The following is a 24,688-nucleotide window of genomic DNA, read 5'->3' as shown; positions in this document are numbered from 1 at the left end:
GTTTATAGTTCTGTAATTTTGCCGAGTAAGACAGGGCGTTTTGCACCAGTCACGGCGGGGATATTCGTCGAGCGACCATCAATCCGTTCGGAAGCCAAGATAGCAAACGCCAGGGCTTCTTTACTATCTGGGTCAATCCCGTAACGAGCGCTGCTGTAAACTGGAATGGGCGCAAATAGTTGTTTTAACTCCTGCATCAGAACAGGGTTATGAACACCGCCGCCACTAACTACTAATTCACCAATTTCGTGATGCGGTCGAATCCAAGTCTGATAGTGATAGAAAACCACAGCCGCTGTAAAGTGAGTGACCGTCGCAAATAGGTCGTACCAAGATTGGGGTGAACCAGGATTCGTATGGTTTATCAACTCCTGCACAAAAACTGGCCCAAATTGTTCCCTGCCAGCCGATTTGGGTGGCGGTTGCGTAATAAATGGATGCCCCATGAGATAATCCAACCATTCTGAGCGCACTTGACCTTGCCGCGCCCAATCGCCATTCCAATCCACTCGAACCTTTCCCCGCGTAAACAGGGCCGCCAATTCATCCAGCACCATATTGGCCGGACCGCAATCAAACGCTGTAATAGCTTGACCATCTACCACTAGTGTGAAATTGGCAATTCCCCCCAAATTTAAGGCCAATAACGGATGTTTGACTTGAGCAAATAAACGAGCGTCCACATAGGGAACTAGCGGCGCGCCGCACCCACCTACTGCCACATCATGGATGCGAAAATCCGACACCACAGGACAGCCAAATCGTGCCGCTAAAAATGCTGCTTCTCCCAGTTGTAAAGTCATTCGTTGATGCGCGTGATAAACCGTTTGACCATGACTGCCAATTAAATGCAATTCGGTGGGAAAATCCATCAACACTTGTGCTAAGGCGTCAGCAAAAGCTTCCCCAATCTGGCGGTGCCATTGGGCAATTTGGGCGAGCGTCACGGGGGATTGGAGTAGGGAAAAACGCAGGGACTCGGGGTAAGGAATCGTGCGCCCAGCTAGCCAGCGACATTGCCAGGGATGCGTTTGAATCTCGCACAAACACACATCAATCCCATCCATCGAAGTCCCTGACATTAAACCGGCTACGATGCGTTTATTTAGTCGTTGTACCTCCGTCAATCGCCACATCCCCAATCACCCGCCGTAAATACCCTTGCGCTGCCGTCAGTAATTGTTGTGCTTGCTCAAAACTCACACCCCGATGGTGCATCACCACTGCTGTTTTCACCTGGCCTTGAGCTTGCACCAGCAGTTGATAGGCTGCTTCGCGTTCCAATCCCGTTAAATACTGGACAAAGCGAGTTCCCCTGTCCCATAACTTTTGATTGGTTGCCCGCAAATCCACCATTAAATTTCCATAGACTTTGCCTAGTTTCACCATCACTGCTGTACTTAGCATATTGAGCACCAATTTAGTCGCTGTTCCTGCTTTCATGCGCGTCGAACCTGTGAGCACTTCCGGCCCTACCGGCAAAACAATGACCTGATCGACTGTGACAAGTTGTGCTCCTTCTGGGTTACAAGTAATAAAGATGGTGGGACTACCTAAATCATGGGCATATTTTAATCCAGCTAGCACATAAGGCGTGGTTGAACCTGCAGCAATTCCACACAGTACATCTCCTTTTTGAAATCCCCGCTGTTGCAAATCGCAAATAGCCTGTTCGCTGTCGTCTTCTGCGCCTTCTATGGCCTGTTGTAAAGCCTTTTCGCCGCCAGCAATAATCCCCTGCACCATTTCCGGGTCTGTCGAAAACGTGGGGGGGCATTCTGCTGCATCTAAGACGCCTAAACGCCCGCTGGTGCCGGCTCCCAGGTAAAACAAGCGATGTCCCTGGGCTAACTGTTGCCAGATGATTTCTGCGGCACGGGTGATTGCCGGAATGGCTTGCCCCACCACCAAAGGCACCTGCTGGTCCGCCTGGTTAATGATACGTAGGATTTCTTCCAAAGAACATTGGTCCAGGTTAGCGCTCCCTGGATAGCACTGCTCGGTCAACAAGTGCCCCCGCTCTTTCATGCAGCCATACGCACACCGTAATTTCTATGATAAAGGTGGACGGTCACCTGCTTGTCCATGCGGCCGATCAACTTGGTCTGGTTTCGTCGAGATTTGCGCTTGCGGGATAACGAGATTGTCTGGCGGGGAAGCCAAGGTATCATGCTCCCCTTTTTCATCATTGATCCCTGGTTTTACCAGCAACCAGAAATCAGTGCCCACCGCGTACAATTTTTGTTGGAATCTCTCGCTGATTTAGATCAACAACTCCAGAAACGGGGTAGTCAATTGTATGTTTTTCATGGTCATAGTTTTTATATTATTCAGCAACTAACTCGGGAACTACTTGCCCAGAATTATGTGCCCCATCTATTCTTCAGCCGTGATATTCAAGTGACCTATGGTTTAGAGCGGGATCAAGCCGTCACCCAATTCTATCGGGAAAATAATTTACGGGTTACCGAATGCACCAACTTTTTCCTGGACCCCAACGGTCGTGGGGATGATTGGTTGGAGAAATACTATGACTATCAAAATCAACCATTGTATCCAACCCCTGAACGTTTAGAAACGCCGCCGCTTACCTTCAAAACACCCCAAATCACTTTAGCAGACGTTCCCCAAACCTTTAACTTAAACTGCGCTCCAAACCCCTGGTTCAAAGGGGGAGAATCTCAGGCGCAAGCCACGCTGACATCCTTTTTAGAGTATCGTTTCCAGGGTTATCATTGGAAACTTTCTCGTCCTTGGTTAGCCCAGCAGGGGAGTACATCTCATCTCTCGCCCCATCTAACCTTTGGCACCATTAGTAGCCGACAAGTCTATCAAGCAGTGCAGCAAAAACGTTGTGCCTATCCAGATCATCACCGAGCGGTTTTATCTCTGAGAGCGTTTCGGGACCGATTACGCTGGCGCGATTCAGCAAGTCAACGTTTATACGATAATCCCCACTTGGTGCATCAAAATCTCTACCCTGAATTTGATGATTACTACACTGACGAACCCCTACCGCCGGAAAAGCGGGAATTATTCTGGCGCTGGCAACAGGGGTTGACCGGCTTCCCTTTGGTAGATGCCAGTATGCGGCAGTTGCGGCACATGGGGTGGATGAATTTCCGAATGCGAGCCATGTGTGCCACATTTCTAACCATCAATTGTGGAATTTCTTGGCACCATGGAGCGCGGCACTATATGCAGTTTTTGATTGATGGGGACTTGGCGATTGACCACTGGCAATGGCAAAGTCAAGCAGGAATTACCAATCCTCTATCGCCCAGTTTTCGCATCTATAACCCTGAGCGCAATGCCCGTGAACGGGATGAAAACTGGCAATTTATTCACTACTGGGTGCCGGAGTTACGTGCCATTCGACCAGAAGATTGGGGCAAGGTGACGGTTGCTAACTACCCCCCGCCCATGTTGGATTGGTCTGAAACTCGACAACAAAATGGGCTGATTATTCAACAAATCCGTGAGCGCATCCGTCAGCGACTTCACTCCGAAGGTGGCCTAGAGTTACAACGGGCGCAGTGGACTCAAGAGGCTATCAAACGCTATCACCGGCGCTGGAAAAAGTACTATGAACAGGCCGCTGGTGTGCAGCAACTGTCGTTAGATTTGGGCGATGAGCTAAAGTAGCGGGAGTGACACGCTGTGAGAAACGGTAGAATATCGCGGTAGTGCTATGTAAGTAATGATGCATTATAGTGGATGTAACGCCAATGTAAAAGGACAGAGTTCCCCTAGCCAAGCGACTAACTCGCTGTCTAAGAGTGTTGTTGAAGCGCTCAATCAAGGACGTCCTACCACTCCCTTTGGCACTGGCTTCGTGTTCAGAGTTCGGAATCTCCTTCTGATAAACTGACTAAAAACCAGTATAAAATTTTGCTTGTTTTCGCCAAATAATCGGCACTCTCTGTTATTACTTTTCTGCTGTCTCTATGCTTCTGTCTCCTACACAGGCCGCTACAATCATATGAGTCTTTCTCTCTAGAGCTAGCCAGAGTCATTGGAGATGCTTTTTGAGCCGCAAAATGACTGCATCTCATCACATTCTAGTTCTATAGCTGAGCTATCTGTGCTTTTCATGTCTTGGAGTCGCAGGGCGCAACCCCGCCCTTGGTTTTGCTCTCATCTCTCTGACAAACTGAAGCGGCTTAGCCGTATCTCTTCATCGTTGCGGAGCTGAATATTCATCATTTCTGACGTATAAATTGCCTTTTGCTTTACATGTTTATACAGCCAAGATTGTGAAATTCCAGTCACCCGCGAGATGGTGGTGATTGAAAGTTGCTCTAACAAGTTGCCTTTGCGCTTCAGAAATGTATTTTTTTCTTAGCTTCAGGCGTAAATTGCCGATGGCTGTTTTCCATTATGGATACAACCGTACTTCACAATATTTTGAAACTGGTAACGGGGGCAAGTAATTGTACTTATGGCTCCATCCAAATCCAACTACCCCTATGCTAACCATTACAAGAAAAGGACTACCCCGATGCGAGTACCACCCGATTCGTCAATGTCCCGATTCCTGTAATTGTAATACTCACTTCATCACCGGGTTGCATCGGCCCAATTCCCGCCGGTGTACCGGTTAAAATCACATCGCCGGGTAGAAGCGTCATAACGTGACTAATAAAACTCACCAAAAATGCCGGTTTGAACACCATATCCTGCAGCGAAGCAGCTTGGCGTTTTTCCCCGTTGAGACGGGTTTCTAACCAAGCCCCGTCTGGCAATTCCTGCACAATCTGGGGGCCAAGCGGACAAAACGTATCAAAGCCTTTACTGCGCGTCCATTGCCCGTCCTGTTTCTGCAAATCCCGCGCCGTTACGTCATTGGCAATGGTGTATCCCCAAATGGCGCTCTCTGCTTGCTCTAGGGTTAAACCACGGGCCCGTTGCCCGATCACCAAAGCCAGTTCCCCTTCGTAATCCACCCGCTGGCTCATGGGGGGGTAGCAGATGTCGTCCTCTGGCCCTATAACAGCAGTGGGCGGTTTAAGGAAAATCACGGGTTCCTGCGGTACGGGAGCCTGCATCTCCGCAGCGTGGTCTCGGTAATTCCGACCAACCGCAATGACCTTGCTGGGCACTGTTGGTGCCAATAGCCGGTAAGTGTCGGGACTCAACCATTCGTCCGTCGCTTGACCCTGATGCCACGGCGCACCCCGCCACACCTGCACATAGCCCTGGTCATCCCGCTGACCATAGACTACCCGCTCACCCACCTGCACCCGCACCCATCCCAGCATAGATGACTCCTGAATGAATTTCGTTATGATTGTATATTGTCCTATTTATCGGGAGTCCTTCGCGTGGCTATGCCGGTCAGCCGTAAACCCTACTACGAGACGATGTACATCCTGCGCCCAGATTTGGGGGATGAACAGACGCAGCAGGCGATTGAGAAGTACAAAAATATCCTGAGCGAACTGGGCGGCGAAGAGATTCAAATTCTCAACCGGGGGCGGCGGCGGTTGGCTTACCCGATTCGCAAGTTTTCCGACGGCATTTACGTGCAGGTGAACTACTACGGTCGCAACGATACAGTAGCGGCCTTTGAACGGGCGATGCGCCTGAGTGAGGATGTCATCCGGTTTCTCACCATCGCGCAACGGCCGCCTCAGAAGAAGGAAGCCGCAACTGCGGCAACAGCTGAGTGACCCCAATTGGCATGACAAAGCTCTTCCCCTGGTGCTAGACTAAGGCCAGGTTGTGCGGCTTGGGTGAGGCGACCATGGCGGTATCCGGTCAGGTGCTGGAGGAAGAAGTTGCGCTCTTGCGACAACGGCTGGAGCAATGCCATCGGTTAATTCACCAACTGTCCCAGGAGTTGTTCCAACGGTTAGTGCCGGAGCGAGATAAGCAACAGGCGCTAGAGCAGACGCTGGTAGCCCAAGCGAAGGAATTGCAACGTCTCAAGGCCCAAGTCCGCCAGTATGAGTATTTGATTCGGCAACTGTCGGGGGAGTTGTTTCAACGCCTGAAGCAGGAGCGGCAAGTGGACGCGGCGACCGTCATTGCGTTGCAAGCCCAGGTCCAAACCTTGCAGGCCGAGTTACACCAGTGCCAGCAGTACCTGCAGCAGCGGGAGCAAGAGCTTGTGGAGATGCACGAGTCGCTCCAGGCCCTGCGGGAACGCAATCAAAACTTGGAAACCATCCTGCGGGATTTGCCCGAACTCTACCGGCGGCGGTTCAACGCGCGTCTAGCTCCGGTCAAAGAACAGCTCAGTCGCCTGCAGGAGGAAAACCGGCGACTGCAAAGCGAACTCCAGCGTTATGGTGCCTTGATGCAAGGGGCGGTTAGACGAGAACCCGCTCCCAGCATTGACCTGCCCAAGTTTCCCCCGCTGCAAACCGTTTCGCGAGCTGCATCCTGATGCCCCCTCGCTGGCCGCGCCGTCCTGACCCGAAAGATCCCGCCTATCGCCGTTTAGCCGACCGGATGAATCTCGCAGTGCACGTTGCCCTGTTTGCCGCTGTCAATTCTGGACTGTGGTTTGTCCATGAACTGACAGGCGCTTGGCCGCGCTTGCCTTGGGTGACAGGACTATGGGGACTGGGATTGCTCAGTCACGCCTGGTATGTGCTCCGCGTCGCCCGCTACGAGGTTTAACTCCCTAGGGCTTGGAGCACTTGCGTCGGTGTGATGTCTGCCAGTTGCGCCGCCTGCAAGGGAATACAGAGTTCGGATGTCGGGAGAAAGCGCCGGCGCGTTGGCTGCGACAGCAAGGCCACTAGGGGAGTTTGCACCGCCACCGTCAATTGCATGCGTAGCATCTGGGCTTCGCTGACTACGACCAGCGTTGCACTGGCTAACAAAGCTGCTTCTTGCGCCCAGTTACTCGGCGTCAGCGTCAGGATATCCGCAAGTCCCCGCCCTAGTGCCGCTACCGGTAAATCGGGCTGTTGTTGCTGGAGTTGAGCAGCGATTGGTTCCCAATGGGGATAGGCGTCATCGGGAACCAGCAACACATAGCCCCCCTGCAAGCCCAACTGCTGTTGTTGGGTTTCCGCCCAGGTCACAGCTGCTGCTGGGATTTGCACCGCCAGGGGTTCACAGGGCATTTGCAACCCCACCCCCCTGACCAAGTCGTGGTAGTACTCTGGTGGGTATTGCTCCGGTTTGGGGGGAATCACTTGGGTCAGCCAGCGTTGGCCAGGACCGGCAAATCCCACCCGCTCGCGCACCCCGCTCAACCACAGCAGGAAGCTCAAGCTGCCGCTGGGCCGGGTCAAAATCGCCGCATCGTAATAACCGTCCCGCACCGTCCCCAGCAAGTTCACCCATTCTGTCAAACTGTTGCGAGCGCCGTAGTCGTAGGTATGCACCCGCGTCACCCAAGGGCAAAGCTCGTACAGGGGAACCACCGTTGGTGCGACCACGACATCCACCTGGGCCGGGGCCTGACTTAGGCTGCGATACGTCGGGAATAACCACAACTGCTCGGTAGCATCACCTGGCGACAGGACCAGAAATCGCAACATCTGCTCTCCACTTTGGTGCTTTTACTCCAGTTATACCCCGCCTAGCGCGGCACACGAAATAGCGCATCCAGATACACCCGCGCCACCCGCCGGTCCGTGTCCGCATTCTGCAACAAAAACAAAGACAATGCCGCGCTGCAGACGCGATGAATATCCCAGTCAGGATGCGTCGCTAAATACCCCTGCAAACTCTCGTGCAACTCCACCGGAATCTCTGCCTGGACCACCACCCGACTACCCATCACCACCATACCCTTTTGCGTTAAGAAAATTTGCAAGCACTCCCCACCGCTCTGTGCTTATTTCAGCCGAAATCCGGTCAAGCTGTCAAATTCGTCCATCTCGCCTGTTTCGCAACATTTCTTTACGTCCAACGAAAACACGGGGTTTCAGGCCGATTTTTGTTACATTCCTTTACAGTCAAAGTTATCCACAAGCGGGGGCGAAAAGGGGGATAATGACGTGGGGGGCTGTGGATAAGTAGGGGCAACCTGTGGATAAGTTGGGGATAACTCGCCCGAAGCTGGGGATAACTTGGTCAGAATGTGAAGAATCATCACAATTTGGGGAACGATGCAACCGGCGACAGCGGCAGAATTAGCGGCATTTGTGCGGCAGACCGGAACGCAACCGTTGCAAATCCAGGGACAAAACAGCAAGGCCCATTGGGGTGGAGCAGGACAGGGATTGGTCGTTTGTACAGCCGCCTTAAATCGGGTGGTCAACTATGCAGTGGCGGATTTGGTGGCAACGGTCGAAGCGGGGATGAAATGGGCCGATTTGCAGGCGCTGCTGGTTGAGCAAAACCAGTGGTGGCCGGTGCAGCCCCTGTATCCCGACCAAGCCACGGTGGGGGGCATCATTGCTACGGCGGATGCGGGACCAGGACGCCAGCGCTATGGGGGTGTGCGGGATTTACTCCTGGGAGTGCAATGGGTGCGGCCTGATGGGGTGTTGGTCAAAGCGGGCGGCCAGGTGGTGAAAAACGTGGCGGGCTACGACCTGATGAAATTGCTGACGGGTTCCTGGGGGACGTTGGGGATCATTACCCAAGCCAGCTTACGGTTGTACCCATTGCCGCCGGAGACGCGCTGTTTTCTAGTGCAGGGAGAAGCAGTAGCGGCGTTACGCCAGCGCATCCTGGATGCCCCTGTCCAACCAACGGCGGTGGATGTTTTGTCAGCAGCGCTGGTGGAACAGTTGGGCTATCCGGCGCGGTTGAGTTTGTGGGTTGAGGTGCGGGGAACAACAACCGCAGTGGCGGAACAAATCGCCCGCTTGCAAGCGGTGTGGGGGGATGCCACAGCAACGGAAATGGACCCGGAAACAGGGATGCACATCAGCCGCCTGCTGAGCCTGCCAGCGAGTTCATCGCACCTGTTGCTCAAAGTCGGGGTGCTACCCACACAAACGGTTGCCCTGGCGGAATATATCCAGCAGTTGCTTCCCCAGGCCTGGGTGCAAATCCATAGCGGGGTGGGCCTTGGCCGGGTGGTGTGTACGCCAGCGCCAGCGAATGTGCCCGAGTTGGTCGATAAGCTGCGGGCGTTTGTGCGTCCTTATGGCTATGTCAGTGTGCTGGCTGGACCGCCGGTGCCAGAGCGCTGGGATGTACGGCCAGAGAGTTTGACCCTGATGCGACGGGTAAAGCAGGCACTCGACCCTGACCATCGGCTCAATCCGGGGCGCTGGTTGTGGGAGTATGATAAGAGCGAGTGAGTTTCAGGGGTTCAGTCATGTCCAGCACGCTGGTTTTGCTGGTGCAAGGCGTGATTAGTTTTATCAATATCTACTTTGTGTTGTTGATTTTGCGGGTGTTGCTGAGTTGGTTTCCCACCATCAATTGGTACAACCAGCCCTGGATGACGCTCAGCCAGTTGACCGACCCCTATCTGAATATCTTTCGCGCTATTCTGCCGCCTTTGGGGGGAATTGATTTTTCGCCGATTCTGGCTTTTTTAGTGCTGCAAGTGATTGTGGTTGCCTTGAGTTCTGTGGTAGCCAGCGGTGTCGTCGGGTTCTAAGCGGTTGCAGGCGGCCTACACCCTGAAACGGGCCAGTTGGGTCGGGTTTTGGGTGCAGGTGGTGCTGGGGGTCGTGGCACTGCTGATTCTGCTGTTTGCCCTGCTGCAGCGGCGGGTCAGGTTGCAGAGTGGACTGGGACTGTTTTTGGGATTGCTGGGGATTGCAACCCTAGCGTTGGGCACTTGGTCAAAGTACCAGAGTGTACAGATGGCGCGTCGCTTGGCCGATGCAGAGTGGGAAGAACGCCCCCGCAAGAACGAGGTTTTCAACCGGCTGTGTATGGAAATGGGCATCTCCCTAATGGGAATGCTGGCAACGCTGCTAGGCACGTTTGTCGTGGTGGGGAGTTTGTTTGCTAAGGCATTGCTCGTCCCCCAGGGAACCATTGCCCTGGCGACTCAACCGGTGGATGCGATGGATATTTTGGTGGTGCAGGGGTTGCTCAATACAATTGCCGCACACTTTGGGGCCTTGTTGACCAGCCTGTGGCCCCTGTGGCAAATCACCCGGACAGAGGCGAGCTAAGGCTGTACTCCTGCAGGATTTCCAGCGGGATGATCTCCAGGGTTTTTTGATGGGTCGCCGCCAGGATAATCGGGGGAGCCACACCCGCGCGACGGGCTTCTTCCCAGCGACTGGCGCACAGGCACCAGCGGTCACCCGGTTTCAGGCCAGGAAAGTTGTACAGGGGGTTCGGAGTTATCAAGTCGTTGCCCTGCTTGAGCGTAAATTCCAAAAACGCCTGGGTGACTTGAGCACAAACCGTATGCACACCTAGATCATCTGGCCCCGTTTCACAGTAACCCGTGCGATAGAAGCCTGTCAGGGGCGAGCGACAGCAAACTTCTAGCGGCTTCCCCAATACATTCAGCGCGTGCGGCATCGGTCAACGTCCCAATGTTTAACCCCTATTGTACTGGGATGGGGAGGGAACGACATCGGGTAAAGCCCGCCGCCCCACGTACAACCACAGTAAACCTGCCAGTCCCACTCCTATCCCCACCACGCTCACAAGTTGGGCCACCCGCCATGGTCCCAGCATCAGGCTGTCTGTGCGCAACCCTTCGATGAACAAACGCCCGAAGCTATAACCCGCCATGTACACCAACGTCAACGTGCCCGGACGCAGGCGGGGATACCGGAAAAACAAATAGAGCAGCAGACTTCCTACCAGCAGATTCCAGAGCGATTCGTAGAGAAACGTGGGATGAAAGTACTCAAACTGGCGCAATTCCGGCGGGCGTTTCTCATAAGGAATATACAGTTTCCAGGGCAAATCGGTGGGACTCCCAAACGCTTCGGAATTGAAGAAATTACCCCAGCGCCCAAGCATTTGCCCCAGCGCCAGCGATGGCACTAATACATCGGTTAACTGCCACAGAGAAATCTTTTGTCGCCGCGCGTAGATATACGTGATCAACAAACCAGCTAAAATCGCTCCGTGAATCGCCAGTCCTCCATGCCAAATTGCCAGGATTTCCCAGGGATTTTGGGCATAATAGGACCACTGAAAGATAACGTAGTACAACCGCGCGCCTAGCAGAGAACCTATCACCAGTGTCAAAGCTAAATCGCTAATCCATTCAGGGTTGAGTCCGCGACGTTTCGCCAGGAACTGGGAGAGATTCAGCCCCAGCAAAACGGCAACTGCAATCAGCGCTCCATACCAGCGAATGGCAAACGGGCCAAATTCCCAGAGATTCGGGCCAGGGGAACGGAGAACCATTGGCTAACTCAATCCCACTGCGGCTAGGTTCAGTGTAACCCAACCAGTGTCCTTGACAAAGGTCGGGAAATGTGGGAAGTAAAGGGTGTGGTGGCAGGGGGGGGGATGATTAATCATGACCTATGGCGGCGCACCAAGGGATATGTCACGGCTGCTGACCTACGGCTATCGGGTTCGCGTTGAAGATTACCTGGCGTCAGGATGGAATATTGAACAGTCTATTTTGGATATATCTATTGGCTACTCGGTTGTCTATACGGCTACTTCTCTAATCTGGCTGCTACTACCATTTCCGCTCGATTTTCTGCTTGCAGTACTTGTCTTTCCACCCCTGACTGCCGGTGCTCATATTGTTGCCTACAAGCGTTTGCGGGGCGAAACTGTTGAGTTTACTGACTTTTTCAAGGGGTTTAAAAAATTTATTTCTTTTGTTCTAGCTCAATTTGTTTCTAGCTTAGTTACCAATTTTGGAGCGCTTATTTTCCTACTTCCTGGAATCATCGCATTGCTGCCAACAATCATTAGGTCTGCCGGTCAGTTGGAGAAAGGTATACCCGATATACCAGCGACAGCAGTAATTCTGTTGGGTTTAGGTTTGGTACCGGCTTTGGCTGTAGCAATCTATTTGTCAACCTGCTTTATGTTCATCTTTCCGCTCATCATTGACCAAGACTTAGATTTCTGGTCTGCAATTACGAACAGCTGGCGCTTAGTTAATAGAAACTTCTGACCACTGCTGGGTTTTTTGCTGTCACTAGGTCTGATCAACATGGTGGGCTTCCTCTTCTGTGGCCTTGGACTCCTGCTGACGTTTCCTCTCACCATCTTCGCTACGATGGCCGCCTACCTGGACATCATGAATCAGGGGGCATAGGGAAACTTCTCTAGCTAAGCCATCTCTGCTTGTCCTGTCTCGGGGTTGCAGGGTGCAGCTCCGCCTTTAGTTGTCCTGTTCTTCCCCTGACAAACTAAAGCAACGCAACTATGGGGCTGCATTCAAGATAGATTTCCGCTCGGTAACCCGTCCCCCATCCACTAACAAGGCGCCATTTATCGCCAATTAATTGCAATTGATAACCTTCTGCGTCACCCCTATCGCTATTCATTCATAAAATGTCTCGTCAAGTCTGCTCTCCTTCTCCCCGTAAATCCCCGTCTTCTTCGCAAGCAGTTGCACTTTATGTTCATTTAGAACCAATTTTTCCTGGGTACACGCCCACTCTCATCTAGAGAAATTTGTTGACAATCACCATGGCATTTGTTACCCTGAAATAAGGCAACAAATTTGTTTCTTTAATAACCAAAGCTGAAGGAGGTTTAGCCATGACGGCGACACTAGTGCGGACGTTTGGGGAGATTGGGCCGAACGCAATTGGGTTAGATGTGCAGGTGACGACGCCCATCTGCGAAGGGATGAACCGGCTGCTGGCCAGTTTCCAAGCGTTGTATTTGCAGTATCAAAAGCATCATTTCGTGGTGGAAGGTTCTGAGTTCTATATGCTCCACCAGTACTTCCAAAACAGCTACGAGGAAGTGGCGGAGCATACCCACGCCTTGGGCGAGCGGTTGAACAATCTCGGGGGTATCCCAGTTGCCAGTTTCAGCCGCTTGGCGGAGTTGTGCGTGTTTACGCCGGAACCGGATGGGATGTTCACCTGCCGGCAAATGATTACCCACGACCTGCAGGCGGAGCAGGCGATTGCGACGCTACTGCGGCAACAGGCGGCCCAGGCGGAAAGTCTGGGAGACCGAGCGACCCGCTATCTCTACGAACAAATCCTGCTCAAGACAGAAGAACGGGCGGCGCATCTCGACCACTTCTTGGCCCATGACAGTCTGACGCTGGGGTGGCGGTAGTCTCCTCGTCCAGGATTTGCACCACCTGGTCGAACAGGTGCTGAGCGGCAGCGGGGGAATCGCCAATGCAGGTCAACCCCAGCTTGCCAAACTCGGACAGGCAGCCCATCAGGTGAAACACCACGCCGGTTTCGGTGGTGGAATCGAAGTGCAGACTGTTGTGGACGATGATGTCCATTAGGTCGCTGGGGAGTAACCCCCGGTAGTGGGGACGTTGCAGGTTGTCGGTGGCGATGTAGTACTTGGGTTGCTGGCGTGGTGTGAGAAACAGGCCGCTGGCGGGGTCGAATGTGCCGTTGGTGAGAAATTTCAAGGTCATAAATGGGTGCGTGGTGCCGCCCTTGCGCAGGTTGATCTCGATGGCTTGTAAATCCCAGGTGCCGTCGGGTCGCTTGCAGGCTACAAAATCCACCCCGTAGCGTTCAAGGGCGCCCTTGGCCGCTAGGGCTTGCCCAATTTTTAGCCCCCAGGTTTGCAGTTGGGCCTGGTAGGCGGGGTCGGCGGGAAACCGGCATCCTAAATAAATTTGGCCGTCGGGACCGCCCAGGATCTGGTCATGGGTGGAAAGGATTTCTACGGTACCCGCCGGGGTGATTTGTCCTTGGACGCTGGGGGAGCGTTTGTTTTCCCCCTCGATGAAGACTTCGGCGATGGCCCCCAGCTCGGTAATCCGCTGGGCATAGTTTTCCCAGGTTTCCGTCTCGCACTGGAAGCGCATCCGGGGCAAAGCCTCCTGGATTTGGCGGACCCGTTGCGCGTGGGTTTCACCGAGCGGTTGCGGCAGGGTCAGCAGCGCATTGCCCTCACCAGAAAAGCCCTCGTTGAGCTTGACCACCAGGCGCCGGGCCTGAGGTTGACGCGCCCATAAGGCGGCTGCCTGTTCCGCCAGGTCCTCCGGGCGAAATACTAGCTTGGTGCCGTCCGGGTGGGGCACCCCGCTTTCGGCAAAAATTTCCCGACTCCCCGCCTTGGTCCCCCAATAGAGCAAGTCCGGGTCAAGACCCCACAGGGGAATGTCCAGTGCAATGGACAGCTCTCGCTCGCGGGGCGTGGAATTGAAACACACCATGAACGAGCGACCGGGGGGAAGCGCTTGCCGCAACCGGTCGATTAGACGCGGGCGCTCCAGGATTTTTTCGGTCAGAGGACGGTTGGAAGCGTCGTAGGTCGAAAGCAACAGCAAGCGCTCGCGGGCGTGGGACGCAGGCATCCCAGGCAACAGTTCCAAGTAGTAATCAATAATGCTCGGGTGCAGCGGCTGCGACGTGACATAGACCATGCGGGCGCGGGGATTGCGCAGGCGGATCAGGGAAAACAGGAGACGTTCCTCATAGTGGTGGCTGCCGGGAATCTTGCGCATTTCCTGCTGGTCTAGGCTCAAGGAGGGCACCACCAAGATATTGGCCGCTGCATCCAACGCTTGCCAATGCCGCCGCAGGTAGGTTTGCAGTTCCTTAAAACGATCCATCGCCACAGCAGGGACTTTTCCCTGAGCGTAGCAGGCCCAAGCGCGGTCTCCAGCTTGTGTGAATTTTTTTTTATCCAAACCGCACCCTTCCCCAGGAGCCTTACAGCAATTTCACCCGCTTTAGCAGCGCTTTGCCGCCCACTGCTAGGGCCACGAGTCCGGCCAGCAGGACAAAGTAGGCAATCACATTAGTCATGGTTAACGTGAGGTGATGGTTCGATTCCCATCTTACTGAATGGGGAGCAAGTCTGAGGATTTTATTAAAAATGGCCGCTGGCCCCGAAAATCCCGTTTTTGAGTTACCTGCGACACCAGAATTTTGCTACAAACGGGGTAGCCTGAATCTCGGAGCGAGGACGCACTTATGAGCCGGGAACAGTGGGAAGGGCCAGACGCGGTGGACACCCGTGACCACCAGGATTTAGTGCGCCTGTATCTCCAGGAAATTGGGCGGGTGGAACTGCTGGGACGCGATGAGGAGGTGGCCGAAGCCCAGCGGGTGCAACGCTACATGCGCTTGCTGGCGTTGGCCCGAGCGGTCGCCCAAGGAAAAATGCCGGCTTCAGCGGAACAACAGGCGCTTTTACGCCAGTACTTGGACTTGGTGCAACTGCGGGACCAATTGACGGCCCAGTGCGGTCACCGGCCAACACCCCAGCAGTGGGCGCAAGCGGCGGGTTTACCGGCGACCACCCTCAAGCAACGGCTCAGCCAAGCCCGCGCGGTGTGGGCGGAACTGGCGGGCCTGTCGGTGGAAACCCTAACCCGCATCGAGCAGGAGGGCCTGCGCGCCAAGCGCCACATGATTGAGGCCAACCTGCGCCTGGTGGTCTCGGTGGCCAAAAAGTACCAGAACCGGGGACTGGAATTGCTGGATTTGGTGCAGGAGGGCACGCTGGGGCTGGAGCGCGCTGTGGACAAGTTTGACCCCGCCAAGGGCTATCGCTTCAGCACCTACGCCTACTGGTGGATTCGCCAGGGCATCACCCGCGCCATTGCCACCCAATCCCGCACGATTCGCCTGCCAGTGCATGTGATTGAGAAATTGAACAAGCTGAAAAAAGTGCAACGCCAGGTAGCGCAAGCCCAGGGCCATACCCCTAGCCTGAAGGACCTGGCCCAGGCCATGGCCATGACCCCCGAACAGGTGCGGGAATTGCTGGCCTGCATCCCGCGGGCAGTCTCACTGGAAACCCGCGTCGGGCGCGACCAGGATACGGAACTAGGGGAACTCCTGGAGGCCGAGACCCCGTCGCCGGAAGAACAACTCATTGGCGAAGCCCTGCATCAGGACTTGCAGGAACTCTTGAGCGACTTGACCCTGCGGGAACGGGATGTGATCCGGATGCGTTACGGGTTGCAAGACGGGCACGTGTACTCCCTGGCGGAAATTGGCCGCGCGTTGAATCTCTCCCGCGAGCGGGTGCGACAGATCGAGTCCAAGGCCATGCAAAAGCTGCGGCAACCCAAGCGGCGCAACCGGATGCGAGCCTACCTAGATTCCTTAAACTAAGACAAACCTGGTACAGTAAAGGGAAAACAAGCCTGCGCAATCCCAATGTCCTGGTGGTGGGGACTTTTACGGCGTTATCCCTTACTGATTTTCGGCATCGCCGGCGCCGGTTGCTGGACCCTGGGGCACAGCCTGGAGGCGGGACTGGTGGTGGGCGTCGGCGGTCTGCTCTGGCTCTGGCTCCGACAGCGGCCAATCCCTAGGGTAATACCCACGCCGCCAGCGACCTCCCGACCGAGCCGTGCCGATGTCGAAAGCTATCTTGCCCAACTCCAGCAGGAACTTGCCGACCTAGAGCAGGAAGTGGGGACGGCGCAACTGGATTTACAGCAGGCTTGGCAAGGGTTGCGCCAGGCTTTAGAGGTCCCCTTGTCGGTAGCCTGGGCTGGAGCGTTGACAGCACCTCCCCCCATAGACACGGCCATTCCCGTGACCGACCCGCATCCGGCCTGGGTGCTTTATGGAGTGCAAGACCAGCTATCAGCCAGCCAGCTTGACGCCTTGACCCGCTACCAGCAACAGGACCAACCGGTGCAGGTCGTCTGGTTGAACGCTCCCTGGCAACCGCCCAGCCTGCGCCACCAGGTGGAAGCTCAACTCCGGCAAATCGGGTACACCGCTCCGCTGCTGACCATCACCCTCCAACCGGCAGTGGTGCTCGTGCGGCGGTTACACCCCGACGGCACATGGGAGGAGTCCTGGGAAATCCCATCACCGGTTCTAGAGGAATTGGTGCGGTGGGTAGACCAGCGACGGCAAGAACCCCACTGGCAATACCGGGCGGTGCTCCGGCGGGGCCAGGCGTTGCAGGCGCAAGTGGCCCAGCGACGACAAGCCCACCGGGCGCAGCGGGCGCGCCAGATCATCCAGCGATACCGGCTGTGGGCCGCCCTGACAGCGGGGGTGAGTCCCTTGCCCCTGTTGGACCTTTGGGGGACTGGGGCCCTCAACGCCCAGATGCTGGTGGATTTGGCCCAGGTGTACCGCCGGCCCTTGACCTTCGCCCAGGCCAAAGACCTGGTTCTTGCTCTGGGAACGGTGCTCGTCCAAATGGGACTGGTTGAGTGGGTCACCCAAGCCGTTGGCGCCTGGTTGAAATCCCAGGTGGTGACCTACGGGTTCGGGAGCGCCGTGCAGGCCCTCAGCGCCGCCTACATCACCCAGGTCGCCGGGGAAACCTTTGTGGAGGCCCTGCAAACACCAGCGCGGGAACTCACCCCAGGGCTGTGGCAGTCTTTGCGGACACGGGTGGGGCAAGCGATAGACCTAGACCCTCTCTGGCAACAGCTCCTTTCCCGTTGGCGCTCCAGTTCAGTCAGCGGCAAAGCGCCGGTCTTTGGTTAAAATCTGAGGCAAGCGACCTGGGGGTGTGAGGATGATTCGAGGGCAAGCAGCGTGGCTAGCAGGAGCAATTGGCTGCTGTGTGGTAGCGGCGCCCGCCCAGGCCAATACCTTGATGAACTGGCGCTATGACCAGGTCGCGCAGCGTTTGGAATTCAGCACGGCCCAACCCACGCAACCCCAGGTGCAGGTTTTAGCGGAACCACCCCGTCTTGTGGTGGATTTGCCGGGAACGGTGTTGGGGCGTCCGCCTGAGCGTCGTGACATTGTGCCGCTGGCGGGCCGGGAATCTCCTGTGCGTCAAGTGCGCCTCGGCCAGTTGGACCCCCAGACGGCGCGATTAGTCCTGGAATTCTACCCCGAGTACGCCCTGACGGCTGACGCGGTGCAGGTGCAGGCGGTGGGTCGCAACCGCTGGGTGGTGAGCTTATCGCGTCTGGTTGCCCGTCCTGCGAGCGACGAGGCGCTCACGACGGTGCTGGAGGGTGTCCAGGTGACTGACGGCGGGTTGACCCTACGGCTGCAAGGCCCAACGCCTACTACGCGCGTCCAGCGCTCCCCCGACCGGCGAGAAATCTGGGTGGATATTGGCGCTGCCTTGGCGCCCCAGTTGTCCACCGAGACCTTGAACTTGGCCGCTCTTGGTGTTCTGCGGTTCCAGGCCCAGCAGGTGCAAAGCCAGCCGCCCTTGACCCGCCTAACGCTCCAGGTAGATGAACACAGCGCCGATTGGCTGGTCATGCCTCGGGGCCAGGGGCTGGTGTTGGTGCCCCAGAAACCCCGCTATGGCCCGGAAGCGGTGACGATTTCTTCGGTGCAGCGCCTGCGTCCGGTGCTTCCCTCCTTGATGCCCGTAATAGACAGCGTGGAGTGGGACCGGACAAATAACCAGGTATTACTGCGGGCCAACCGACCCTTTCGCTACAGCCAACGGTGGGAGCGGGAGCCGGGGCTGAACTATGCTTCGCTGCGGATGGTCCTAGAGTCGGTACGGTTATCCCCCCGCGCGGAACAAGCCTTAAGCAGTATCCCCGGTCTGGAGGTGGTCATCGAAACTGGACCGGGCCACCAGGTGACCTTGATTTGGCGGCCTTCCCAGCAGATGCGGTTGATTGGGATTCAGGAACTGGCGCCCCAGGTGCTGGCGGTGCAACTCCTACCTGGGGAAGCCAACACACCACCCATGTCGGCATTAGCCCGCTGGTTGAGTCGGCGGGCAACACCTGCTATGCCTCGACCGACTCCTCCTCGGATTGCTGTGCCCCGTCCCACCTCTGGGCGACCGGTGGTGGTACTCGACCCTGGTCATGGCGGGCCTGATCCAGGAGCGATTGGCATTGGCGGCTTGCGGGAAAAAGACTTGGTCTTGGATATCTCTCAGCAGGTGGCCAGGCTGTTGGAGCGGCAGGGCGTCCAAGTGGTGATGACCCGGACAGCAGACGTGGATTTGGGGTTAGAGCCGCGGGTAGCTTTGGCGCGCCAGGTGAATGCCACCCTCTTTGTCAGTATTCATGCCAACGCCATCAGCCTGAGTCGTCCTGATGTGAACGGCATTGAAACCTACTACTTTCATCCGGCTAGTTATGCCCTGGCGGTGGAGCTGCATCGCGCGATGCTCCAGGCCAGCGGATTGGCTGACCGAGGTGTACGCCAGGCGCGGTTTTATGTGATTCGCAACACGCCCCCGACCATGCCCTCGGTGCTGCTGGAGGTGGGGTTTGTCACCGGTGCGGTTGATGCGCGATTTTTGGCCTCACCCGAGGGACGGCGGGCCATGGCCCAGGGCATCGCCCAAGGTCTCCTGCGCTACCTGCGGGTGCTGCGATGACCGCCATCGGCATCTACGACAGTGGGCTGGGGGGGTTGACCGTCCTGCGCGCATTGCAACAGCAGTTACCCCAGGAGCCGGTAGTGTATTTCGGGGATACGGCGCGGGTGCCCTACGGCACCCGTTCAGCGGCGGAATTGCTCACTTTTGGCCGAGAGATTCTCACTTGGCTGGGGCGGCAGGGGGTGAAGATGGTGCTGGTGGCTTGCAATACCAGTTCTGCCTTGGTGCTGGAGCAATTGCAGCGGGAGTTTCCCTGGCCGATTTTGGGTTTGATCCTACCGGGGGCGCGGGCGGCAGTAGCCAGGGGACGGCGGATTGGGGTATTGGCAACGCCAGCAACGGTAGCCAGCGGCGCCTACCCACGAGCGATTCGGGAAGCCTGTCCCCAGGCGGGCGTGTGGCAAGTGCCTTGTCCAGCGCTAGTGCCCTTGATTGAGCAGGGCTACAGTCATACGCCAGAGATGCGCCAGGTGCTCCAGCGATACCTAGCCCCCTTGTTGAGCGTGCAAGTGGATACGGTGGTCTATGGCTGCACCCACTACCCCCTGCTCGACGACCTGATGGCCGAACTACTCCCGCCGCACGTGCAGCGCATTGACCCGGCAGTTGCCCTGGTGCGGGCCGCAGCTCGGGAATTGGACGCTTTGGGGCTGCGGCATCACGGGCCAACCGGTGGCGTGCGCTTTGGCGTCAGCGGCGATCCCGTTCATTTTCAGCACTTAGCCCAGCGCTGGTTAGGAACCATCCCCGATGTGGAAAGGGTCACGCTGCCAGTCTGCCTAGCGGTGGGAGAAACCGCCGCTCAAGGCCAGCCCCAGTTCCACCCCTAAAAAGCCTGCGAGAGAACTGCCCAGCCCATAGACCAGCAGGCGACCGTAGTGCTTCCTGCGATAAAGCAGGGACATCTCCAGCACATAGGTGGAGAACGTGGTGTAGGACGAAATAAACCCCATTGCCACTAACGCGGCGACCCAGGGCGGCTCCGACCTCAAGGCGGCAGCGCAGGAGCCCAGCAACACCGAACCAGACAGATTGACAACGACTGTTCCCCAGGGAAACGTGTCCCCCCAGCGTCGGCTGCACCAGGTCAGCAGGTAGTGGCAACTGAGGGCGCCAGGGATGGCACCGAGCGCAATCCACAGGGGCAGCCACACCGGACTGGTTAACGGGTGAAACGGGTGCCCAGCCATAGTCCCAGTTCCAAAAACGCCCAACCGAGCAGGCTACTACCGGCCCAGTAGAAAAAGTCAGCTCCCCAGCGGTGAGCGGCCCACAACCGGGCGCTGTCTAGTTCATAGCTGGCAAACGTTGTGTAAGACCCGAGAAAGCCCGTTATCAGCAACAGTCGCCGTTCGGGATACACCGCCCAGTGGGGTTGTTCGCACAGTTTTGCCGCCCAACCCATTGCCCCGCAACCCGTCCCATTCACCAGAAACGTCCCGACCGCCAGACTCCACCCCAACTGGTCCGCTAGCCAGTCCACCCCGCAACGACTCAAAGCTCCCATTACCGCGCCTAACCCAATTGCCACTACCGCCTGCCAATGAGTCACCCACAGCCCCATATATCAGTCATATATATCTATCTACCATAAACCAGCGGTAGTCTCTGATGAAACGCTAGGATCACAGTGGTGTTACGCTGACGCAGGTATGGCGCCCCCTTGGAAAATCAAGTTGCTTTACGACGGCGACTGTCCCCTGTGTTTGCGGGAAGTGGAGTTTTTACGACGCCGAGATAGAGGCCGGGGGCTGGTCGCGTTTGTGGACATTGCCGCCCCTGATTACGACCCCCAAGCCCACGGTGGTATTGACTTTGCCACGGCGATGAGCCGGATTCATGCCATTTTGCCTGATGGTACGGTGCTGCGGGATATGGCGGTATTTCGCCAGGTTTACGAAGTGCTGGGGCTGGGGTGGGTCTATCGCTGGACAGGCTGGCCCCTAGTCAAACCGCTGGTGGACCGGCTTTATGCCTGGTGGGCTAAACACCGCCTGGCCCTGACTGGCCGACCAGACCTAGACACCCTGATTGGGCAACGCTGCAGCAACGGTCGCTGTGAACGACCCTAGCGCTCCCAGCTTTCCGGAATGAGCGCTGGCTGTGTTTTAACGTTGCCCTGTGATGATGAAGGCCACCCGTTGACCGATATTGGTGGCGTGGTCCGCCATCCGTTCCAGGTGACGAATCACCAGCGCTAGGAGCAGGTAGGGTTCCAGACGCGCCGGGGGCGGGGACTGATTGGCCAATTCCGCGAGGGACGTTTCCGCGAGTTGCTGGTACACCTTGGTGTAGAGCTGGTCCACGACTTCGTCCATTTCCTTCACCTGTTGGCCTACGGTGGCATCCAAGTCCGCCAGCGCCACCAGACTGGTCGCCAGCATCCGTTGCGCCTGGTGCGACATCTGTTGAATGTCCGCCATACACCCATGCACCGGGTAGGGAAACAGCCGGATGGCAATCTCGCCCAAGTCCTCGGCGTAGTCGCCAATCCGTTCTAAGTCCCGCACCAACTGCATAAACGCCCCCAGCATCCGCATATCCTGGGCTAGGGGGGGAGCTGTCGCCATCATCCGCAAGCAGTCCACTTCAATCTGGCGATAAAACCGGTCAATTTGCTGGTCCAGCAGGGGAATTTCCTCCGCCGCAGCGAGATTCCGACCCATCAACGCCTGGTGACACAACCGAAACGAATGCTCCACCAACGCCCCCATGCGCAGAACGTTCTGCTCGAGATGGCGCACCTGCCGACGAAACGGGAGATGCTCCGGCGAGGACGGCCCGCTGGTCATAGGCCCCTTCTCCTGTGAGCGGGTCATTCTTCTAGCGTAGGCGCTGCGGGTAAAGGTTGCGTTAATTCCCAAACATCACAAAACATTACACAGCGGTCGCCTGGGCGGAAGAGATGCCCTACAGTGGCAAGTGTCTGCGTTGTGGAGTGAATATGGCAGCTTCGTTTTTACCGCCGATTCTGGTGCCCCTTGTCGGGATCATCTTGCCCGCCGTCGCGATGGCCTTTCTGTTTGTGTACATTGAAAAAGACGACATCACGTAGCCTAGCAGCGATACGGGGTAGGGATGAACGCACGGGACTTTTTTGCCCGCAGCGACGGTGTATGGCACTCCCAGCGGGTCACGCACCACCTGGCGTTCCGGCAAACGGAGCTAGGTCAATCGCGCATTTGGGTTACTACCCTCCCCTTGGATGACCCGGCGGTCCAAGCCGTCTGCGCCCAGCACCAGTGTTCCCCTACCCAAGCCAGCGGCGCCTCCCGTGTCGAGTGGCAAGGTGTCATGGGCTGGGACCGGGAAGGCGAGCAGCAAAACGGCAGCACCGTGATGGTATTGATTCCTGCGGATGAGCGCTCCGGGCGCCTGTTGCGGGAAGTTGGCTATGCCGAGAAAAGTCCAGTAGCCGGCCTGTACCAGATGGATGAAACCGGCGCCATGACCTTGACCACCGAATACGCCACGCTCCGCTCCCAGGAACGGCTCTGGTTTGAAGGAGAACATATCCGCCTGCGCGCGAGTACCTTAGGATACGGCTTTGGCGGGACGACCATGGCCACGTTTGCCGTGGAAACGCGGGTGGGATGGACGCCTGCAGCACGTTCAGCCACGGCTCTACCCACTATCCTGGGCTGGTAATTGAATTTCTGTCATGCCTTGGGGCCGCAGGGCGCAGCCCTATCTTTGGTTTTCCTGCCATCTCCCTGAAAACAAGGAAGCTCAGCCATAGACGTGCTATAGTAAGGATTCCGCACTCAGCCGATGACGACCGTGAAAGTGGTCAGTGAAAACCGGGAAGCCCGTCATTTGTACGACATTCTGGAAACCTACGAGTGTGGCATCGAACTCAAAGGCACAGAAGTGAAATCGGTGCGGGCTGGGAAAGTGAATTTGCGCGATGGCTTTGCCCGCTTCAAAGACGGGGAGTTGTACTTGATGAACGTGCACATTTCGCCCTACGAAACCGCTAGCACCTACTTCAACCACGACCCCCGCCGCACCCGCAAGTTGCTCCTGCACCGGGCGGAACTGCGAAAGCTCCTGGGCAAAGTGGAACAAAAAGGGTTGACCCTAGTGCCGCTGAAGATGTACTTCAAGGGCGACTGGGCCAAAGTTTTGCTAGGTCTGGCCCGCGGGCGAAAACTCCACGACAAGCGCCAGGCACTCAAAGAGCGAGAGCAGAAGCGGGAAATTGAACGCGCCCTCAAGCAACGCGATTAAGGCTCCGGAAAACTGTTATCTACGATACAAATGCTGAGTCACCATCTGTTCCCTAATAAAGGGAAGACGTGACGACGCAAACCGGTGTTCCGCAGTCAGAGGAGACCAGGCGCGGGGATCACTGGTTCCGGTGCCTGGAGGTTGGGGTCTGATGGCTAGGACCGGATGTAGTTTTTCATTAGGAGTTTGACCCATGCCAGTTGTTCGTTGGAAGCCTCGTCGCTTTCGTCTCAGTCCGCGTAAGTTACGGTTTACGCAGTTTTCCATTCCCCGGGGTTGGTTGACCCTGCTAGGTTATCTGTATTTACCCCTGTTGATCCTGGGGGTCGTCGCCTGGGGCACAATGGTGGCCGCACAAACCCCAGCCCCGCCGGCGGTTGACCTCAGTGGCCTTGAGAAAAATCTGAAGGAGGTGACAGAACAAGCCAGTAATGTCAAGGTGGCGGTAGATACCGTTTGGGTACTGCTGTGCGCCTTTTTGGTCATTTTTATGAACGCCGGGTTCGCGATGGTGGAATCGGGATTCTGCCGCCAGAAAAATGCGGTGAATATCCTGGCAAAAAACCTGATTGTGTTTGCAATTAGCACCCTGGCGTTTTGGATTTTTGGGTTTGCTTTCATGTTCGGCGACGGCAATGAGTTCTTGGGCTTGAACGGCTTTTTCCTGGCCGGTCCCGACAACAGTCCGGCAACGGGAGATGACTACAAGGGTGTCTTTAGTTCCCTCAACTGGACAGGCGTGCCTCTAGCTGCGAAGTTCCTATTCCAAGTGGCGTTTGCGGGGACAGCGGCTACGATTGTTTCCGGGGCGGTCGCCGAGCGGATTAAGTTCATTGACTTCCTGTTTTTCAGTTTCATTCTGGTGGGCTTTATCTACTCGATTGGCGGTCACTGGGTCTGGGGTGGTGGGTTCCTGGCTGACCTGGGCTTCTGGGACTTTGCTGGCTCCACGGTGGTGCATTCGGTGGGCGGCTGGGCAGCCTTGATGGGAGCGGCGTTACTTGGACCACGGATTGGCAAGTACAGTGAATCGGGGATTAACGCGATTCCAGGGCACAATTTGGGCTTTGCCACGCTGGGGTGTTTGATTCTCTGGTTAGGCTGGTTCGGGTTTAATCCCGGTTCCACGATGGCTGCTGATCCCGCAGCGATTGGTCATATCGCCCTAACCACTAACTTGGCAGCTTCTGCTGGAGGC

29 protein-coding genes are annotated in these 24,688 nt (G+C 56.4%); 18 read left to right on the top strand and 11 right to left on the bottom strand.

What is annotated here, in order from left to right; translation table 11 throughout:
• Window positions 1-2: 2 nt before the first annotated feature.
• Window positions 3-1,136, bottom strand: coding sequence for an anhydro-N-acetylmuramic acid kinase (locus tag NZ705_09355; GenBank protein MCS7293158.1), 1,134 nt, complete (start codon window positions 1,134-1,136; stop codon window positions 3-5).
• On the bottom strand, window positions 1,102-2,028 hold the full coding sequence (murQ, locus tag NZ705_09350; GenBank protein ID MCS7293157.1) for an N-acetylmuramic acid 6-phosphate etherase: 927 nt from the start codon (window positions 2,026-2,028) through the stop codon (window positions 1,102-1,104). The genes NZ705_09355 and murQ overlap by 35 nt, the downstream gene beginning before the upstream one ends.
• A gap of 57 nt (window positions 2,029-2,085) precedes the next feature.
• Here murQ and NZ705_09345 point away from each other — a divergent pair, with 57 nt between their 5' ends.
• Window positions 2,086-3,645, top strand: coding sequence for a deoxyribodipyrimidine photo-lyase (locus tag NZ705_09345; GenBank protein ID MCS7293156.1), 1,560 nt, complete (start codon window positions 2,086-2,088; stop codon window positions 3,643-3,645).
• Between the two features lie 848 nt (window positions 3,646-4,493).
• Here NZ705_09345 and NZ705_09340 read toward each other — a convergent pair.
• On the bottom strand, window positions 4,494-5,261 hold the full coding sequence (locus NZ705_09340; GenBank protein ID MCS7293155.1) for a fumarylacetoacetate hydrolase family protein: 768 nt from the start codon (window positions 5,259-5,261) through the stop codon (window positions 4,494-4,496).
• 69 nt (window positions 5,262-5,330) lie between these two features.
• Here NZ705_09340 and rpsF point away from each other — a divergent pair, with 69 nt between their 5' ends.
• The 3 genes from rpsF (at window position 5,331) to NZ705_09325 (ending at window position 6,627) form a co-directional block, all read left to right on the top strand.
• Complete coding sequence (gene rpsF / locus NZ705_09335; protein MCS7293154.1) at window positions 5,331-5,672, top strand: 30S ribosomal protein S6; 342 nt, start codon at window positions 5,331-5,333, stop codon at window positions 5,670-5,672.
• 74 nt (window positions 5,673-5,746) lie between these two features.
• Window positions 5,747-6,391, top strand: a complete 645-nt coding sequence (locus NZ705_09330; GenBank protein ID MCS7293153.1) for a hypothetical protein — start codon at window positions 5,747-5,749, stop codon at window positions 6,389-6,391.
• Complete coding sequence (locus tag NZ705_09325) at window positions 6,391-6,627, top strand: 2TM domain-containing protein (protein ID MCS7293152.1); 237 nt, start codon at window positions 6,391-6,393, stop codon at window positions 6,625-6,627. The genes NZ705_09330 and NZ705_09325 overlap by 1 nt, the downstream gene beginning before the upstream one ends.
• Here NZ705_09325 and NZ705_09320 read toward each other — a convergent pair.
• Together NZ705_09320 and NZ705_09315 are read right to left on the bottom strand one after the other, a co-directional pair.
• Entirely contained in the window at window positions 6,624-7,499 is an 876-nt protein-coding gene (locus NZ705_09320; GenBank protein ID MCS7293151.1) for a hypothetical protein, read from the bottom strand. The genes NZ705_09325 and NZ705_09320 overlap by 4 nt on opposite strands.
• Before the next feature lie 41 nt (window positions 7,500-7,540).
• Complete coding sequence (locus NZ705_09315) at window positions 7,541-7,741, bottom strand: DUF2811 domain-containing protein (protein MCS7293150.1); 201 nt, start codon at window positions 7,739-7,741, stop codon at window positions 7,541-7,543.
• 331 nt (window positions 7,742-8,072) lie between these two features.
• On the opposite strand from NZ705_09315, the gene NZ705_09310 reads away from it, so the two are divergent.
• Genes NZ705_09310 through NZ705_09300 form a run of 3 tightly spaced genes read left to right on the top strand, consistent with a single transcriptional unit; the run spans window position 8,073 to window position 10,049 of the window.
• A complete protein-coding gene (locus NZ705_09310; protein ID MCS7293149.1) occupies window positions 8,073-9,218 on the top strand; it encodes an FAD-binding oxidoreductase in 1,146 nt (381 codons plus the stop codon).
• Window positions 9,219-9,235: 17 nt separating this feature from the next.
• Window positions 9,236-9,523: a YggT family protein gene (locus NZ705_09305; protein MCS7293148.1), complete on the top strand. Its 288-nt coding sequence runs from the start codon at window positions 9,236-9,238 to the stop codon at window positions 9,521-9,523.
• On the top strand, window positions 9,507-10,049 hold the full coding sequence (locus NZ705_09300; protein MCS7293147.1) for a DUF3611 family protein: 543 nt from the start codon (window positions 9,507-9,509) through the stop codon (window positions 10,047-10,049). Before NZ705_09305 ends, NZ705_09300 begins: the two co-directional genes overlap by 17 nt.
• Here the strand turns inward: NZ705_09300 and NZ705_09295 are convergent.
• Both NZ705_09295 and lgt read right to left on the bottom strand, forming a co-directional pair.
• The gene (locus tag NZ705_09295) at window positions 10,027-10,407 is read right to left on the bottom strand and encodes a DUF2237 domain-containing protein (protein MCS7293146.1); all 381 of its coding nucleotides are present in this window, start codon (window positions 10,405-10,407) and stop codon (window positions 10,027-10,029) included. The genes NZ705_09300 and NZ705_09295 overlap by 23 nt on opposite strands.
• A gap of 18 nt (window positions 10,408-10,425) precedes the next feature.
• Window positions 10,426-11,250, bottom strand: coding sequence for a prolipoprotein diacylglyceryl transferase (gene lgt, locus NZ705_09290; protein MCS7293145.1), 825 nt, complete (start codon window positions 11,248-11,250; stop codon window positions 10,426-10,428).
• A gap of 115 nt (window positions 11,251-11,365) precedes the next feature.
• Here lgt and NZ705_09285 point away from each other — a divergent pair, with 115 nt between their 5' ends.
• Window positions 11,366-11,980, top strand: a complete 615-nt coding sequence (locus NZ705_09285; GenBank protein ID MCS7293144.1) for a hypothetical protein — start codon at window positions 11,366-11,368, stop codon at window positions 11,978-11,980.
• Window positions 11,981-12,573: 593 nt separating this feature from the next.
• Entirely contained in the window at window positions 12,574-13,107 is a 534-nt protein-coding gene (locus tag NZ705_09280) for a ferritin-like domain-containing protein (protein ID MCS7293143.1), read from the top strand.
• Here the strand turns inward: NZ705_09280 and NZ705_09275 are convergent.
• Window positions 13,034-14,575 carry a peptide ligase PGM1-related protein gene (locus tag NZ705_09275; GenBank protein MCS7293142.1) on the bottom strand — a complete coding sequence of 514 codons (1,542 nt, stop codon included), beginning with the start codon at window positions 14,573-14,575 and terminating at the stop codon, window positions 13,034-13,036. The two genes, NZ705_09280 and NZ705_09275, sit on opposite strands and share 74 nt — an antisense overlap.
• Window positions 14,576-14,939: 364 nt before the next feature.
• Here NZ705_09275 and sigC point away from each other — a divergent pair, with 364 nt between their 5' ends.
• Genes sigC through murI form a run of 4 tightly spaced genes read left to right on the top strand, consistent with a single transcriptional unit; the run spans window position 14,940 to window position 20,090 of the window.
• A complete protein-coding gene (sigC, locus tag NZ705_09270; GenBank protein ID MCS7293141.1) occupies window positions 14,940-16,088 on the top strand; it encodes an RNA polymerase sigma factor SigC in 1,149 nt (382 codons plus the stop codon).
• Window positions 16,089-16,133: 45 nt separating this feature from the next.
• Window positions 16,134-17,432, top strand: a complete 1,299-nt coding sequence (locus tag NZ705_09265; GenBank protein ID MCS7293140.1) for a YcjF family protein — start codon at window positions 16,134-16,136, stop codon at window positions 17,430-17,432.
• A gap of 31 nt (window positions 17,433-17,463) precedes the next feature.
• Complete coding sequence (locus tag NZ705_09260; protein ID MCS7293139.1) at window positions 17,464-19,257, top strand: N-acetylmuramoyl-L-alanine amidase; 1,794 nt, start codon at window positions 17,464-17,466, stop codon at window positions 19,255-19,257.
• The gene (gene murI / locus NZ705_09255; protein MCS7293138.1) at window positions 19,254-20,090 is read left to right on the top strand and encodes a glutamate racemase; all 837 of its coding nucleotides are present in this window, start codon (window positions 19,254-19,256) and stop codon (window positions 20,088-20,090) included. The genes NZ705_09260 and murI overlap by 4 nt, the downstream gene beginning before the upstream one ends.
• Here the strand turns inward: murI and NZ705_09250 are convergent.
• Together NZ705_09250 and NZ705_09245 are read right to left on the bottom strand one after the other, a co-directional pair.
• Window positions 20,040-20,450, bottom strand: coding sequence for a CrcB family protein (locus tag NZ705_09250; protein MCS7293137.1), 411 nt, complete (start codon window positions 20,448-20,450; stop codon window positions 20,040-20,042). The two genes, murI and NZ705_09250, sit on opposite strands and share 51 nt — an antisense overlap.
• On the bottom strand, window positions 20,423-20,824 hold the full coding sequence (locus NZ705_09245) for a CrcB family protein (GenBank protein ID MCS7293136.1): 402 nt from the start codon (window positions 20,822-20,824) through the stop codon (window positions 20,423-20,425). Before NZ705_09245 ends, NZ705_09250 begins: the two co-directional genes overlap by 28 nt.
• Before the next feature lie 88 nt (window positions 20,825-20,912).
• On the opposite strand from NZ705_09245, the gene NZ705_09240 reads away from it, so the two are divergent.
• Window positions 20,913-21,332, top strand: a complete 420-nt coding sequence (locus NZ705_09240; GenBank protein ID MCS7293135.1) for a DUF393 domain-containing protein — start codon at window positions 20,913-20,915, stop codon at window positions 21,330-21,332.
• A gap of 36 nt (window positions 21,333-21,368) precedes the next feature.
• Here the strand turns inward: NZ705_09240 and phoU are convergent, their stop codons facing one another.
• Window positions 21,369-22,052, bottom strand: coding sequence for a phosphate signaling complex protein PhoU (gene phoU / locus NZ705_09235; GenBank protein ID MCS7293134.1), 684 nt, complete (start codon window positions 22,050-22,052; stop codon window positions 21,369-21,371).
• Window positions 22,053-22,204: 152 nt separating this feature from the next.
• Here phoU and psaI point away from each other — a divergent pair, with 152 nt between their 5' ends.
• The 4 genes from psaI to NZ705_09215 form a co-directional block, all read left to right on the top strand.
• Window positions 22,205-22,315 (top strand): photosystem I reaction center subunit VIII, encoded by a 111-nt coding sequence (gene psaI / locus NZ705_09230; GenBank protein MCS7293133.1) that lies wholly within the window; start codon window positions 22,205-22,207, stop codon window positions 22,313-22,315.
• Window positions 22,316-22,338: 23 nt separating this feature from the next.
• Window positions 22,339-22,908 carry a phycobiliprotein lyase gene (locus NZ705_09225; protein ID MCS7293132.1) on the top strand — a complete coding sequence of 190 codons (570 nt, stop codon included), beginning with the start codon at window positions 22,339-22,341 and terminating at the stop codon, window positions 22,906-22,908.
• A 123-nt stretch (window positions 22,909-23,031) separates the two neighbouring features.
• Entirely contained in the window at window positions 23,032-23,490 is a 459-nt protein-coding gene (gene smpB / locus NZ705_09220) for an SsrA-binding protein SmpB (protein MCS7293131.1), read from the top strand.
• 193 nt (window positions 23,491-23,683) lie between these two features.
• A partial coding sequence (locus NZ705_09215) for a hypothetical protein (GenBank protein ID MCS7293130.1) occupies window positions 23,684-24,688 on the top strand: 1,005 nt, incomplete at its 3' end.

The organism is Gloeomargarita sp. SKYB120 (assembly GCA_025062155.1).
Classification (GTDB): domain Bacteria; phylum Cyanobacteriota; class Cyanobacteriia; order Gloeomargaritales; family Gloeomargaritaceae; genus Gloeomargarita.
The sequence above is the reverse complement of the archived record's forward strand: the minus strand, read 5'-3'. Positions and strand labels throughout refer to the sequence as shown.